The organism is Streptomyces sp. Ag109_G2-15, assembly GCF_900215565.1.
Lineage (GTDB): Bacteria > Actinomycetota > Actinomycetes > Streptomycetales > Streptomycetaceae > Streptomyces > Streptomyces diastatochromogenes.
Genome location: NZ_OCNI01000001.1, coordinates 6,712,663 through 6,724,512 on the forward strand (window position 1 = coordinate 6,712,663; position 11,850 = coordinate 6,724,512).

Annotated in this window: 13 protein-coding genes; 7 read left to right on the top strand and 6 right to left on the bottom strand. The window is 72.3% G+C overall.

Annotated features, from left to right (window positions below; all coding sequences use genetic code 11):
* Positions 1–85: 85 nt before the first annotated feature.
* Positions 86–1,333: a geranylgeranyl reductase family protein gene (locus CRP49_RS30200; RefSeq protein ID WP_097256190.1), complete on the top strand. Its 1,248-nt coding sequence runs from the start codon at positions 86–88 to the stop codon at positions 1,331–1,333.
* Here CRP49_RS30200 and CRP49_RS30205 read toward each other — a convergent pair.
* Positions 1,323–1,778, bottom strand: coding sequence for a nitroreductase family deazaflavin-dependent oxidoreductase (locus tag CRP49_RS30205; RefSeq protein ID WP_097256191.1), 456 nt, complete (start codon positions 1,776–1,778; stop codon positions 1,323–1,325). The two genes, CRP49_RS30200 and CRP49_RS30205, sit on opposite strands and share 11 nt — an antisense overlap.
* A 148-nt stretch (positions 1,779–1,926) precedes the next feature.
* On the opposite strand from CRP49_RS30205, the gene CRP49_RS30210 reads away from it, so the two are divergent.
* Complete coding sequence (locus CRP49_RS30210) at positions 1,927–2,616, top strand: TetR/AcrR family transcriptional regulator (protein WP_097256192.1); 690 nt, start codon at positions 1,927–1,929, stop codon at positions 2,614–2,616.
* A gap of 33 nt (positions 2,617–2,649) precedes the next feature.
* Here the strand turns inward: CRP49_RS30210 and CRP49_RS30215 are convergent, their stop codons facing one another.
* Positions 2,650–3,687: a medium chain dehydrogenase/reductase family protein gene (locus tag CRP49_RS30215; RefSeq protein ID WP_097256193.1), complete on the bottom strand. Its 1,038-nt coding sequence runs from the start codon at positions 3,685–3,687 to the stop codon at positions 2,650–2,652.
* A 182-nt stretch (positions 3,688–3,869) separates the two neighbouring features.
* Here CRP49_RS30215 and CRP49_RS30220 point away from each other — a divergent pair, with 182 nt between their 5' ends.
* The 3 genes from CRP49_RS30220 to CRP49_RS30230 all read left to right on the top strand — a co-directional run bounded on the left by CRP49_RS30220 (position 3,870) and on the right by CRP49_RS30230 (position 6,494).
* The gene (locus CRP49_RS30220; RefSeq protein WP_097256194.1) at positions 3,870–4,520 is read left to right on the top strand and encodes a TetR/AcrR family transcriptional regulator; all 651 of its coding nucleotides are present in this window, start codon (positions 3,870–3,872) and stop codon (positions 4,518–4,520) included.
* A gap of 91 nt (positions 4,521–4,611) precedes the next feature.
* Positions 4,612–5,832, top strand: a complete 1,221-nt coding sequence (locus CRP49_RS30225; RefSeq protein ID WP_097256195.1) for a sensor histidine kinase — start codon at positions 4,612–4,614, stop codon at positions 5,830–5,832.
* The gene (locus tag CRP49_RS30230; protein WP_097256196.1) at positions 5,829–6,494 is read left to right on the top strand and encodes a response regulator transcription factor; all 666 of its coding nucleotides are present in this window, start codon (positions 5,829–5,831) and stop codon (positions 6,492–6,494) included. The genes CRP49_RS30225 and CRP49_RS30230 overlap by 4 nt, the downstream gene beginning before the upstream one ends.
* On the opposite strand, the gene CRP49_RS30235 is transcribed toward CRP49_RS30230, so the two are convergent.
* Positions 6,455–6,739 carry a DUF6332 family protein gene (locus CRP49_RS30235; RefSeq protein WP_097256197.1) on the bottom strand — a complete coding sequence of 95 codons (285 nt, stop codon included), beginning with the start codon at positions 6,737–6,739 and terminating at the stop codon, positions 6,455–6,457. The genes CRP49_RS30230 and CRP49_RS30235 overlap by 40 nt on opposite strands.
* Before the next feature lie 145 nt (positions 6,740–6,884).
* Positions 6,885–8,366 (bottom strand): MFS transporter, encoded by a 1,482-nt coding sequence (locus tag CRP49_RS30240; RefSeq protein ID WP_097256198.1) that lies wholly within the window; start codon positions 8,364–8,366, stop codon positions 6,885–6,887.
* A gap of 85 nt (positions 8,367–8,451) precedes the next feature.
* Between CRP49_RS30240 and CRP49_RS30245 the strand changes: the two genes are divergently transcribed.
* Complete coding sequence (locus tag CRP49_RS30245; RefSeq protein ID WP_097256199.1) at positions 8,452–8,850, top strand: MarR family winged helix-turn-helix transcriptional regulator; 399 nt, start codon at positions 8,452–8,454, stop codon at positions 8,848–8,850.
* A 7-nt stretch (positions 8,851–8,857) separates the two neighbouring features.
* On the opposite strand, the gene CRP49_RS30250 is transcribed toward CRP49_RS30245, so the two are convergent.
* Positions 8,858–9,601: a maleylpyruvate isomerase family mycothiol-dependent enzyme gene (locus tag CRP49_RS30250; protein ID WP_097256200.1), complete on the bottom strand. Its 744-nt coding sequence runs from the start codon at positions 9,599–9,601 to the stop codon at positions 8,858–8,860.
* Positions 9,602–9,650: 49 nt separating this feature from the next.
* Positions 9,651–10,661: a sugar ABC transporter substrate-binding protein gene (locus CRP49_RS30255; protein ID WP_097256201.1), complete on the bottom strand. Its 1,011-nt coding sequence runs from the start codon at positions 10,659–10,661 to the stop codon at positions 9,651–9,653.
* 140 nt (positions 10,662–10,801) lie between these two features.
* Between CRP49_RS30255 and CRP49_RS30260 the strand changes: the two genes are divergently transcribed.
* Positions 10,802–11,848 carry a LacI family DNA-binding transcriptional regulator gene (locus CRP49_RS30260; RefSeq protein WP_097256202.1) on the top strand — a complete coding sequence of 349 codons (1,047 nt, stop codon included), beginning with the start codon at positions 10,802–10,804 and terminating at the stop codon, positions 11,846–11,848.
* Positions 11,849–11,850: the final 2 nt, after the last annotated feature.

Here is an 11,850-nt window from a genome sequence, read left to right on the forward strand (position 1 = left end):
TCCTCCCACAGTGGCCTGCGACGACGGTCGCCGTAGGATGCGGGGGACAGGTGCGGCAACGGCTTGATCGGAGCAGTAGACCATCGTGAGCGGCGAGAACTCTTCGGCGGACGACGTGCAGCGGGTGTGGGACGTCGTCGTGGTGGGCGCGGGACCCGCGGGGGCCTCGGCCGCCTACGCGGCGGCGGTCGCGGGGCGGCGCGTGCTGTTGCTGGAGAAAGCCGAGCTGCCGCGTTACAAGACGTGCGGCGGCGGCATCATCGGCCCCTCGCGCGACGCGCTGCCGCCCGGCTTCGACCTGCCCTTCCAGGACCGGGTGCACGCGGTGACGTTCTCGAACAACGGGCGCTTCACCCGCACCCGCCGCTCCAAGCAGATGCTGTTCGGGCTGATCAACCGGCCCGAGTTCGACCAGCAGCTCGTCGAGCACGCCCAGAAGGCGGGCGCCGAACTGCGTACGGGCGTCACGGTGCAGCGCGTCGAGCAGCACGGCTCGGCGGTGCCGGACCGGCGCACGGTCGCCGTGGTGCTCCAGGGCGGGGAGACGGTCCTGGCCCGCGCGGTCGTCGGCGCCGACGGCAGCGCCAGCCGGATAGGGGCGCACGTCGGGGTGAAGCTGGACCAGGTCGACCTCGGCCTGGAGGCGGAGATCCCGGTCCCGGAGACGGTCGCCGAGGACTGGAAGGGGCGGGTGCTCATCGACTGGGGCCCCATGCCGGGCAGTTACGGCTGGGTCTTCCCGAAGGGCGACACCCTGACGGTCGGCGTGATCTCGGCGCGCGGCGAAGGCGCCGCCACCAAGCGGTACTTGGAGGACTTCGTCGCCCGGCTGGGCCTGTCCGGCTTCGAACCGAGCATCTCCTCCGGGCACTTGACCCGCTGCCGCGCCGACGACTCGCCGCTCTCCCGCGGCCGGGTGCTGGTCTGCGGTGACGCGGCGGGGCTGCTGGAGCCGTGGACCCGCGAGGGCATCTCCTTCGCCCTGCGCTCGGGCCGGCTGGCGGGGGAGTGGGCGGTCCGGATCGCCGAGGCGCACGACGCCGTCGACACCCGTCGCCAGGCGCTGAACTACGCGTTCGCGATCAAGGCGGGGCTCGGCGTGGAGATGAGCGTCGGCAAGCGCATGCTGGCCGCGTTCGAGCGCCGGCCCGGCGTCTTCCACGCGGCCCTCACCGGTTTCCGGCCCGCCTGGCGGGCGTTCCGGGAGATCACGCAGGGCTCGACGTCCCTGGGGGAGCTGGTCCGGTCCCACCCGATCGCCCAGCGCGCCCTGACCGCGCTGGACCGGGGGCAGGCCGCGGCGGCGCCCGCGGAGGACGCCGTCACTTCGTGACGGTGATCCGGAAGACCGGGTGGTCGGGGGCGATCGCGAGGATCTCCTCGTCGGAGGACTTGGCCGTGACGCCCGCGAAGTAGTCCTTGACCTCCCAGCCCCACTTCTCCAGGTAGGTGCGCAGGATCGGGAGCTTCTCCTCGTCGGGAAGCTCCACCGCGGTGAACGCGCGCACCTTCCGGCCCACCCGCAGCTCCCCGCCGGCGGCGGCCCGCATGTTGCGCACCCACTGGGAGTGGCCGCGCGCCGAGACCAGGTACTGCCCGCCCTCATAGGTGTGCGGGTTGACCGGGACGCGCTGCATCGCGCCGCTCTTGCGGCCGCGCACGGACAGCTCGGCGGAGCCCGCGATGCTGAGCCCGTGCCGGGCGAGCCAGCCGACGATCCCGTTCACGCGCACGGTCATCGGGCTGCCCTTGAAGTAGTACGGCGAAGACGACGACATGGTGACTGACCCCCACAGTTGGGAGAGCGGTGCTCTCGCTTGACTCCAGTGTGGGGGAGACGGGCACGCCAGTGCAAGAGCGCTGCTCTTGTTTGTGTCCGGCGCTCTTGTTCGTGTGCACTGCTCTGCTGCGTGGCACACTGCTGGCATGAGCACCGCACAGGGCGCCCGCGCGCGGGCCAGGATCGAAGTCACCGCCGCCATCAAGGACGAGGCGCGCAGACAGCTCGCGGCGGAGGGCGCGGCCAAGCTCTCGCTGCGGGCCGTGGCCCGAGAGCTGGGCATGGTCTCCTCGGCGCTCTACCGCTACTTCCCCAGCCGTGACGAGCTGCTGACCGCACTGATCATCGACGCCTACGACTCCCTCGGCGAGGCGGCGGAGGCGGCCCACGCCGCGGCCGCCGACGCGGACCATGTGCGGCGCTGGACGGCCGTGTGCGAGGCGGTGCGCGCCTGGGCCCTCGCCCACCCGCACGAGTACGCCCTCATCTACGGATCGCCCGTCCCCGGCTACGCCGCCCCCGAGACCACCGTCCCGGCCGCCTCCCGCGTAGGCCTGCTTCTCATCGGCATCGTCCGCGACGCCCACCAGGGCCCCGGCCTGGCCGACCTCCCCCTCCCCTCCGAGCTGCGCCCCGAGGCCGAGCGCATGGCGGCGGACCTCGTACCCGACCTGCCTCCCGAGGCGGCCGTGGCGATGGTGGCGGCCTGGGCCGAGCTGTTCGGGCTGGTCGGGTTCGAGCTGTTCGGGCAGTTCCACCGGGTGGTGGAGGACCGGGAGACCTTCTTCCGGCACGCGGCCGCCCGACTCGCCCACGGCGTGGGCCTGCGCCCCTGACGCCCGGAGGCCGGGCCCGGCTCCCGGACTCACCTACGCCTCGGGAATCAGGACGACCTTCCCGGTCACCGTGCCGGACTCCGCCAGCCGCATCGCCTGCGCGACCTCGGTGAGCGGCAGCCGGGCGGCGATCCGCGCGGTGACCTCGCCGCGCTCCAGGGCGTGGAAGACCTGGGTGAGGTCGGCCCGCAGCCGGGTCCGGAAGCGGTCCTTGTTCAGGGCGCGACCCGCCCACACGTTGAAGAAGTAGGCGTGGCGGCCGTTCGGCAGCGCGTTCCACCACCACACCCGGCCGAGGATCTTCAGGACGGGCCACTGCTTGGAGCCCGTGTCGTCCCGGGTGGTGGCGCTGCCGTAGGCGACGAGGGTCCCGCCGGGGGCGAGCAGCCGCCAGGAGTCGGTCACGCTGCGCCCGCCGAGGTGGTCGAAGACCGCGTCGACTCCGCCGGGGGCCAGCTCCCGGACCCGGGCCGGGACGTTCTCGGTGCGGTAGTCGACGGGGGTGACGCCGAGGTCGCGCAGGCCCTCGTGGTGGCGTGCGGACGCCGTGCCGATCACCTTCAGGCCCGCCGCACGCGCGAGCTGGACCAGGACCGTGCCGACACCGCCGTTCGCGCCGTGGACGAGGACCGTCCCGCCGTTGCGCACCCGGGCCTGGCGGTGCAGCATCTGCCACGCGGTGATCCCGTTGACCACCAGCGTCTCCGCCTCCGCAGCGCCGATCCCGGCCGGCACCTCCACCGCGTCGGCCGCGTCGAGCACCACATGACTGGCCCAGCCGCCCACCTTGACCAGCGCCGCCACCCGCTTGCCGACGAGACCCGGCGCGACGCCGGTACCGGCCGTGAGAACCGTGCCGACCAGGTCGTAGCCGGGCACGAACGGGAACGGCGGCTGGTCGTAGTAGCGGCCCCGGCGCATCTGCTGCTCCGCGAAGGACACCCCGGTGGCCTCCACCCGCACCACGATCTGCCCGGCGCCCGGCAGCGGGATGTCCCGGTGCCGGAGCTGCAGCTCCTCGGGCTCGACCGTGCCCGGCAGGACGACCTCGACGAGTTCCTTGCTTTCCATGACGACCTCCGGATCGGGGAAGGGGTGCCAAAGCCGTTGGGCTAGAGCACTTCGCTTGAGTTAGAAGCTATAACCAAAATGACCCCCGCTATCTTCGGTGTCAAGTTCTCGTTCGCGGCTGCTGTTACGACCTCTCTTGCCAGTGATAGGTTGAAACCCTGGCGGCGAGGAGGGTGAAGGCGATGGCGGCAGGCGCGGCAAGTCCACGGGAGCGGTACCGCAGCCAGGTGCGGGCGGAGATCAAGGCGCGGGCCTGGGAGCAGATCGCCACCGCCGGGGCCTCGGGGCTGTCCCTCAACGCCATCGCCAAGGAGCTGGGCATGAGCGGCCCGGCGCTCTACCGGTACTTCGGCGGCCGGGACGACCTGATCACCGAGCTGGTCCGGGACGCCTACCGCAGCCTGGCGGACACCTTCCGCGCCGCGGCCGACGCGGGCTCGGGGCTGCCCGGCCTGGCCCGGGCGCTGCGCCGCTGGGCGCTGGAGGACCCCCAGCGCTACTTCCTCGTCTACGGCACGCCCGTCCCTGGCTACCAGGCGCCGGACGACACCACCGCCATCGCCCGGGAGATCATGGCGGCCCTGCTCGACGTGTGCGCGGCCGAGGGAGCGGGGACCGCCTCACCCGACGCGCTCGAAACCCACCTCGCCGACCACCACCACTGGGCCGGTGACCACCCCGCCCCGCCGTCCGTCCTGCGCCGTGCCCTGGCCGTCTGGACCCGTCTGCACGGGGTCCTCTCCCTGGAACTCGCCGGCCACTTCACGGGCATGGGCTTCGACCCCGAGCTGCTGTTCACCGCCGAGGTGGAGGCGCTCACCGGCGGGCGCTGAGCGCACGAGCGGTCGTACTCCCCGGAGAGTACCCGTGATCACCTCGCCCGGCTGACGTCCGCGCGGCCCGTCGGCGTCTAGCGTGGCGGGCATGGAAGAGCAGCGCGGAGGCGGTCCCTCGCACTGGTGGCGGTACGGGCCCCCGTGGGGGAACCGCCCCGACGGACCGGAGCCGCACCCCGCCCGCCTGCCCTGGCGCTCCACCGCGCTGATCACCGCGTTCGTCCTCGTCGGCTCCAACTTCGCCGCACACTCGCAGCCCCACCGAGTACAGCTCGACGGCTACGCGCGCGTGCTGCTGCTCGTCGCCTCGCTCCTGCTGCTGTGGCGGCACCGCCATCCGGTGGCCGTCGCCTTCGGTACGGCGACGGCGGCCCTGGTCTACCTGAGCGCGGGCTACGCCTACGGGCCGGTCTTCCTGACCGTCGCGGTCAGCTGCTTCAGCGCCGTCGTCGCCGGTCACCGGCGGGCCGCCTGGGCCGCCGTCGGCCTGCTGTGGGCCGGGCACGCCCTGGTCGCGCTCTGGCTCTACCGCTGGCTGCCGCCCCGGGGCGACACCGCGGCGAGCGTGGGGCAGGAGATCGTCGTCGCCACCTGGGTGCTGACCATCGTCGCGCTCTCCGAACTCGGCCGGGTACGGCGCGAGCAGTGGGCGCGGGAGCGCGCGGACCGCGCCCAGGCCGCCAAGCGGCGAGCCGACGAGGAGCGGCTGCGGATCGCCCGCGAGCTGCACGACGTCCTCGCGCACAGCATCTCCGTCATCAACGTCCAGGCGGGCATGGGCCTCGCGCTGCTGGACAGCGACCCCGAACAGGCGCGCGCCGCGCTCACCACCATCAAGGCCGCCAGCAAGGAGGCCCTCGGTGAGGTGCGCCAGGTCCTCGACACCCTGCGCGCACCGGGCGCCGCACCGCGCGCCCCCGCGCCCGGTCTGGACCGGCTGCCGGAACTGGTCGAACAGGCGGCGGCCGCCGGACTGACCGTCGGCGTCCAGGGCGAGGCTCCGCATCTGCCGCCCGGCGCCGACCTCGCGGCCTTCCGCATCGTGCAGGAGGCCCTGACCAACGTCGTACGGCACTCCGGTTCGAGGCACGCGCGCGTGCGGTTCGAACAGGGCGGCGGCGAACTCCGGCTGCGGATCGACGACGACGGGCCCGCGACCGGAGCCGACGCCGGCGGCAGCGGGAACGGGCTGGCCGGCATGCGGGAGCGGGCGGCCGCGCTGGGTGGCACGATCGAGGCGGGCCCGCGCCCCGACGGCGGCTTCCGGGTGCTCGCCGTACTGCCCTTGCACACCAGGGAGGACCAGTGATCCGGGTACTGCTCGCCGACGACCAGTCGCTCGTGCGGGCCGGTTTCAAGGCGCTGCTCGACGCACAGCCGGACATCGAGGTGGCCGGGGAGGCGGCCGACGGCGAGGAGACCCTGCGCCGGGTGCGCGAACTGCGGCCCGACGTCGTCCTGATGGACATCCGCATGCCCCGGCTGGACGGCTTGGCCGCGACCCGCCGCATCACCGGGGACACGGAGCTGAAGGACGTGAAGGTGGTCATGCTCACCACCTTCGAACTCGACGAGTACGTCTTCGAGGCGATCCGTTCGGGCGCCTCCGGATTCCTGGTGAAGGACACCGAGCCGGACGAACTCGTGCGCGCCGTGAGGGCGGTGGTCGAGGGCGACGCGCTGCTGTCCCCGGGTGTCACCCGCCGGCTCATCGCCGAGTTCGCGGCCCGCTCCAAGGCGCCCGCGGCGGCTGGCACGCTCGCCCGGCTCACCGAGCGGGAGCGGGAGGTGATGGCGCTGGTCGGCATCGGCCTGTCCAACGAGGAGATCGCCCGCCGCCTGGTGGTCAGCCCGCTCACGGCCAAGACCCATGTGAGCCGCACGATGGTCAAGCTGGGCGCCCGGGACCGCGCCCAACTCGTCGTCCTCGCCTACGAGTCGGGACTGGTACGGCCCGGCTGGCTCGGCTGAGCGGCCCGCCGGAAGCGGACCAGCACACTCACCACGCGGGCCACGAAGACCACTGGTGCGACCCCAATGCCGAGCCGCAGCAGGGTCTTGGACAGCAGATGCGGCAGGTCGAAGACCAGCGCGGGCCCTGCCAGAGCGCCGAACAGCACCGCTGCCGCGAAGGCGGCGCTGACCAGTGCGTAGCCGATCTCGATCGTCGCCGCGTCCCGTTGGGCGTTGGTGCGGCGTCCCCCGTATGCGTACATTCCCGCAGCCTCACAGACGGGCGCCCGGCGGAGCAACCGGCCCCGCCGGGCGCACGGGCCCCGAAGGGGCGCGGGGAACTGCGCGACCAGCCACGACGGCGCGGCAGACATCCGACCGCCCATCGCGGCACTCCGAGCGGAGCGCCTAGTCGCGGACCGCCACGCGCTCCGCTTCCGCCTCCTTCACGGTGGATCCGGTGACCACGAGCGACGGCTGGGTGCCACGGCCGCGCAGCCCGGTGAGGGTGATCAGCAGGCCGACCACGGCGATGCCCGTGACGACCATGAAACCCGGCCGGTAGCTGTCGAGGACGGCCTGCGGGGTGACGTCGGCCGGCGCGGCCGCGGTCACCACGGCCGTCACGACGGCCAGGAAGATCGCGCCGCCCACCTGCACCGAGGTGTTGAGCAGCCCGGAGACCATGCCCTGCTCGTGGTCCTCCACGCCGTTGGTGGCCTGGATGTTGAGCGAGGGGAAGACCAGCGCGCAGGCCGCGCCGATCAGCAGCATCGACGGCAGGATGACGGCCGCGTACACCGGGTCCAGGTCGACCTGGAGGAACAGCGCGTACCCGACGGCCATCAGCGCGAAGCCGGCCGCGATCAGCCGCTGGGTGCCGAACCGGTCGACGATGGCGCCGACCTTCGTCGACGACACCGCCACCAGTGCGCCCGCCGGCAGGAAGGCTAGCGCCGTGTGCAGCGCGGACCAGCCGAGCAGGGACTGCATGTACAGCGTCGTCAGGAACTGGAAGCCGACGTAGGAGCCGAAGAAGGCCACCGCGCCGAGCTGGGCGCGGACCTGGCTGCCCGAGCGCAGCACCCCGAGCCGGACGAGCGGGCTCGGTGAGCGTCGCTCGACCAGGACGAACGCGGTCAGCAGGACCGCGACGGCCAGGAAGGACAGCAGCGTGCGGGCGGAGGCCCAGCCCGCCTCGGGTGCCTGGACGACCGTGAAGACCAGCAGCAGCATCGACGCGGTGCCGATGACGGCGCCCGGGATGTCGTAGCCGGCGTGGTTCTTCTCGCGTGCGCTGCGCGGCAGCAGCTTGAGGCCGGCGGCGAGGGCGATCAGCGCGATGGGCGCGGGCAGCAGCATGGTGAAACGCCAACTGGCCTCGGTGAGCAGGCCGGAGAGGACCAGACCCATAGAGAAGCCGGTGGCGGCGCAGGTGGTGTAGATGGAGAGCGCGCGGTTGCGCAGCGGGCCCTCCGGGAACGTCGTGGTGATGATCGACAGGCCCGCCGGGGCCGTGAAGGCCGCGCTCAGGCCCTTGATGAAGCGGCTGGCGATCAGCAGCGGGCCCGAGTCCACGAGCCCGCCGAGCAGCGAGGCGAGCGCGAAGACGCCGAGGGCCACCAGGAACACCTGGCGCCGGCCGAGCAGATCGGCGGTGCGGCCGCCGAGGAGGAGCAGCCCGCCGTATCCCAGGATGTAGCCGCTGACGATCCATTGCAGCGTCGACGTGGACAGATGGAGATCCGAGCCGATGGACGGCAGCGCGACGCCGACCATCGACACGTCGAGCGCGTCCAGGAACATCGCGGCGCACAGCACCAGCAGGGTGCCCCACAGCCGGGGAGTCCAGCGTCCCTCGGAGGAGGGGGTGGTGAGCGGAGAGGTCATGCCGACGACACTACATGCGCATGCATCGAATGCAAATGCATTTAATTACGATGCAATAATCTCGTTTCTCTGCTACGGTGCGCTCATGGCAGCGAACAGGCCTGAGCAGGCGCTTGTGGAGCAGTGGCGGGACATGCTCGCGCTGCATGCCCGCACCCAGTGCGAGCTGGACCGGACCCTGCATGGACACGGCCTGTGCGCCAGCGACTTCGAGGTCCTCGACCTGCTCGCCGAGTGTGCGGGATCCGGCGGCGGTGGCGCCTGCCGCGTCCAGGAGATCGCGGAGCGGGTCCATCTGAGCCAGAGCGCGCTGTCCCGGCTGATCGGCCGCCTGGAGAAGGACGGCCTCGTCGAGCGGGCCATGTGTCCGGAGGACCGGCGCGGGGTGCGCGTGGTGCTCACGGACAAGGGGCGCGCACTGCACGGCGAGGTACGGCCGATGCAGCGCGCGGTGCTGGCCCGGATGCTGACCGAGGAAGGCTGACGGGGCGTCAGGCGATCCCGGACCGCTCCCGCCACAGCGTCGCGAGAGAGGGATCACCCGTCACACTCGGCACCGGCGTCCGATTCCACAGTGCCAGGTACAACTGGTCGGCAGGGCCCGCCAGTTCGGCTTCCGCCTCCCCGGATCCGTCCCGCGAGGTGACAGGCGGCTCCGCCGACAGCCGTACGGTCCACACCGCGTCCGCACCCGCGTCCACCGCCCGCACCCGAAGCGTGCGCGGGCGCTCGGTGCGGACCCGGCTGCGGGACCGGGCGTGGAAGCCGCGCAGCAGCTCGTCGATGCCGTCGGCCGCGAACTCCGTCGCGACCGGCGATGCCGTACCGCCCCGCGCGGCCTCGGCGTCGTAACGGTGGACGGCCGTCTCGTGCGCCTGCCGCCGGGTCCAGAACGTCAGCGGTGACGGGCAGGGGGCCGGGTGGAAGGTCCAGCACTCCAGGTCGGCCGGCGCGGCGGCCAGGGTCTCGACCAGCAGGCGGTGGCTGTCCCGGTACCAGGCCACCAGCTCGGCGCCGTCCAGATCCGGGCCGTCGGCGAAGGGACGCGGCGCGGTGTGCCCGTCGGAGACGAACGCCGTGGCCCACCGGTGCACCGCGCCCGTGTGCCGCAGCAGGTCCCTGACCTGCCACTCCGGGCAGGTCGGCACCTTGGCGTCGGTACCCGCCCGCTCGGCCGCCGCGGCCAGCAGCCGGCCCTCCCGGTCCAGGATCTCGAGGAATTCGGCAGTCTCCATGGGGCCGAGTGTGCCGGATGGAGCGGGCTCGAAGGCGCCCGATCCCGGCTCAGCGGGTTCCCTGGGCGGCGAACCGGGCGATGGTGTCGACGTTGGACTTGTCGACGAAGGCCGGACCGGTCAGCACCGGCTCCTCACCGCCTCCGCTGTAGTTGGCGTTGGTCTTGTAGAGCCACAGCGAGTCGACCGCCAAGTAGCCCTGGAGGTACGGCTGCTGGTCGACGGCGAACTGGATGCTGCCGTTCTTGACCGCGTTGACCAACTCCTTGTTGAGATCGAAGGTCGCGACCTTCGCCTTGCTGCCCGCCTCCGACACCGACTGCACGGCCGTCAGCGCGTAGGGGGCGCCGAGCGTGACGACGTAGTCGATCGAGCTGTCCTGCTTCAGCTTGGCGGTGATCGTGGACCTCACCGACGGCATGTCGGTGCCGTTGACGTAGAGCGTGTCCGTCGTGCCGTTGAACGTCATCTTCACGCCCTTGCAGCGGTCCTCCAGGTTGACGTCCCCCTGGGCCTGGATGACGCACACGGCGTGCTTCGCGCCGGTCCCGTTCAGCTTCGTGCCGAGCGCCTGGCCGGAGACGGACTCGTCCTGCCCGAAGAATTCCAGCAGCCCCTGCTTCTTCCAGTCGGCCAGTCCGGCGTTGAAGCCGACGACCGGGATGCCGGCCCGTTCGGCCTTGGCGACCACGGCCTTCATCGCGTCGGGCTTGGCGAGGGTCACGGCGATGCCGTCGACCTTCTGGTCGATCGCGTTCTGCACGAGGGTGGCCTGGGTGGCGGCCGTTTCGCTGTTCGCGTAGATCAGCTTCACGTTGTCCTTGGCCGCGGCGGCCTCGGCGCCCTTGCGGATGGTGTCCCAGAAGGTGTCACCGGCGGGCGCGTGGGTGACCATCGCGATCGTCATCCGGGGGGTCGTGGCCCTCCCGGCCGACGCCCGGTTGCCCGCCTCCTCGGCCTTCTTGCCGCCGGAGCTGCTGGAACAGCCGACGAGGACCAGGGTCGCCGCCGTGGCCGTGGCGAGGACGGGGGTGATGCTGCGGGGGAGACGGTGGTTCATGGCGCGTGCACCTCGCTGTGCTTCGTCGTCATCGGCGTTCCACTGGGGTCTTTGTCAGCGTTCCACCGGGTTCTTTGTCCGGGCAACAGAACCTTTTAAAACGCTTTAAGTGCTGGTACTATCGGACCGGTTTCGCCGACATGTCAAGGGTGTCGCAGCAGGAGAATCCGGCAGGAGGATCAGTGGCCGACGCAGGTTCCCGCCCCCGGCTGGAGGACGTGGCGGCGCGGGTGGGCCTGTCCACCGCCTCGGTGTCCCTGGTCCTGCGCGGGGTGCCCGGCCCGAGCGAGCGCACCCGGCAGCGCGTCCTGAAGGCCGCCGCCGACCTCGGGTACCAGCCCGACCGCACGGCCAGCCTGCTGGCCAGCAGACGCAGCCGGCTGCTCGGTGTCATGGTCGACGTCCACAGCCCCTTCCACGCCGAACTCGTCGAGCACCTGCACACGGCGGCCGAGGAGTTCGGCTACGACCTGGTGTTGAGCACCCAGACCCGCACCCGCGACGAGCACACCGCCGTCGAGACCCTGCTCGCCTTCCGCAGCGAGGCGCTCATCCTGCTCGGCCCGGTCGCCCCCGCCGACACGCTCGCCGCCCTGCACCGCAAGGCGCCCGTGGTCGCCGTGGGCCGCCGTATCCCCGGCGCGCAGCTCGACGTCGTACGGACCGCGGACGACGACGGGGTCGGCCAGGTCGTCGACCATCTGGTCGCGCTCGGGCACCGCTCGATCGCCCACGTCGACGGCGGCAAGGGCGTCATCGCCACCGACCGGCGCCGCGGCTACCGGGACGCCATGCGCCGGCACGGCCTCGCCGAGCACATCCGGATCCTGTCCGGCGACAACACCGAGCGGTCCGGGGGACGCGCGGCCCGGCACCTGCTCGACGAGGGCGAACTGCCCACCGCCGTCGTGGCGTTCAACGACCAGTGCGCCATCGGCGTCCTCGCCGCCCTGTCCCGTGCGGGGGTGGCCGTCCCCGGCCGGGTCTCGGTCGCCGGCTACGACGACGACGCGCTCTCCCGGCTGAGCCTCGTCGATCTCACGACGGTCAGCCAGAGCGCGGAGGACCAGGCGCGGCACGCGGTCCGGGCGGCCGTGGAGCGGCTCGACGAGGGACGCGAGGAGCCGCGCGAGGTCGTCCTGGCACCGCGCCTCGTGGTCAGGGGGAGTACGGGACAGGCGGTCTGACG

Excerpts from the sequence above, each read along its gene's own strand:
- CRP49_RS30205 (WP_097256191.1), bottom strand. The coding sequence starts at position 1,778 with ATGTCGTCGTCTTCGCCGTACTACTTCAAGGGCAGCCCGATGACCGTG.
- CRP49_RS30210 (WP_097256192.1), top strand. The coding sequence starts at position 1,927 with ATGAGCACCGCACAGGGCGCCCGCGCGCGGGCCAGGATCGAAGTCACC.
- CRP49_RS30215 (WP_097256193.1), bottom strand. The coding sequence starts at position 3,687 with ATGGAAAGCAAGGAACTCGTCGAGGTCGTCCTGCCGGGCACGGTCGAG.
- CRP49_RS30220 (WP_097256194.1), top strand. The coding sequence starts at position 3,870 with ATGGCGGCAGGCGCGGCAAGTCCACGGGAGCGGTACCGCAGCCAGGTG.
- CRP49_RS30225 (WP_097256195.1), top strand. The coding sequence starts at position 4,612 with ATGGAAGAGCAGCGCGGAGGCGGTCCCTCGCACTGGTGGCGGTACGGG.
- CRP49_RS30235 (WP_097256197.1), bottom strand. The coding sequence starts at position 6,739 with ATGTACGCATACGGGGGACGCCGCACCAACGCCCAACGGGACGCGGCG.
- CRP49_RS30240 (WP_097256198.1), bottom strand. The coding sequence starts at position 8,366 with ATGACCTCTCCGCTCACCACCCCCTCCTCCGAGGGACGCTGGACTCCC.
- CRP49_RS30245 (WP_097256199.1), top strand. The coding sequence starts at position 8,452 with ATGGCAGCGAACAGGCCTGAGCAGGCGCTTGTGGAGCAGTGGCGGGAC.
- CRP49_RS30250 (WP_097256200.1), bottom strand. The coding sequence starts at position 9,601 with ATGGAGACTGCCGAATTCCTCGAGATCCTGGACCGGGAGGGCCGGCTG.
- CRP49_RS30255 (WP_097256201.1), bottom strand. The coding sequence starts at position 10,661 with ATGAACCACCGTCTCCCCCGCAGCATCACCCCCGTCCTCGCCACGGCC.
- CRP49_RS30260 (WP_097256202.1), top strand. The coding sequence starts at position 10,802 with ATGTCAAGGGTGTCGCAGCAGGAGAATCCGGCAGGAGGATCAGTGGCC.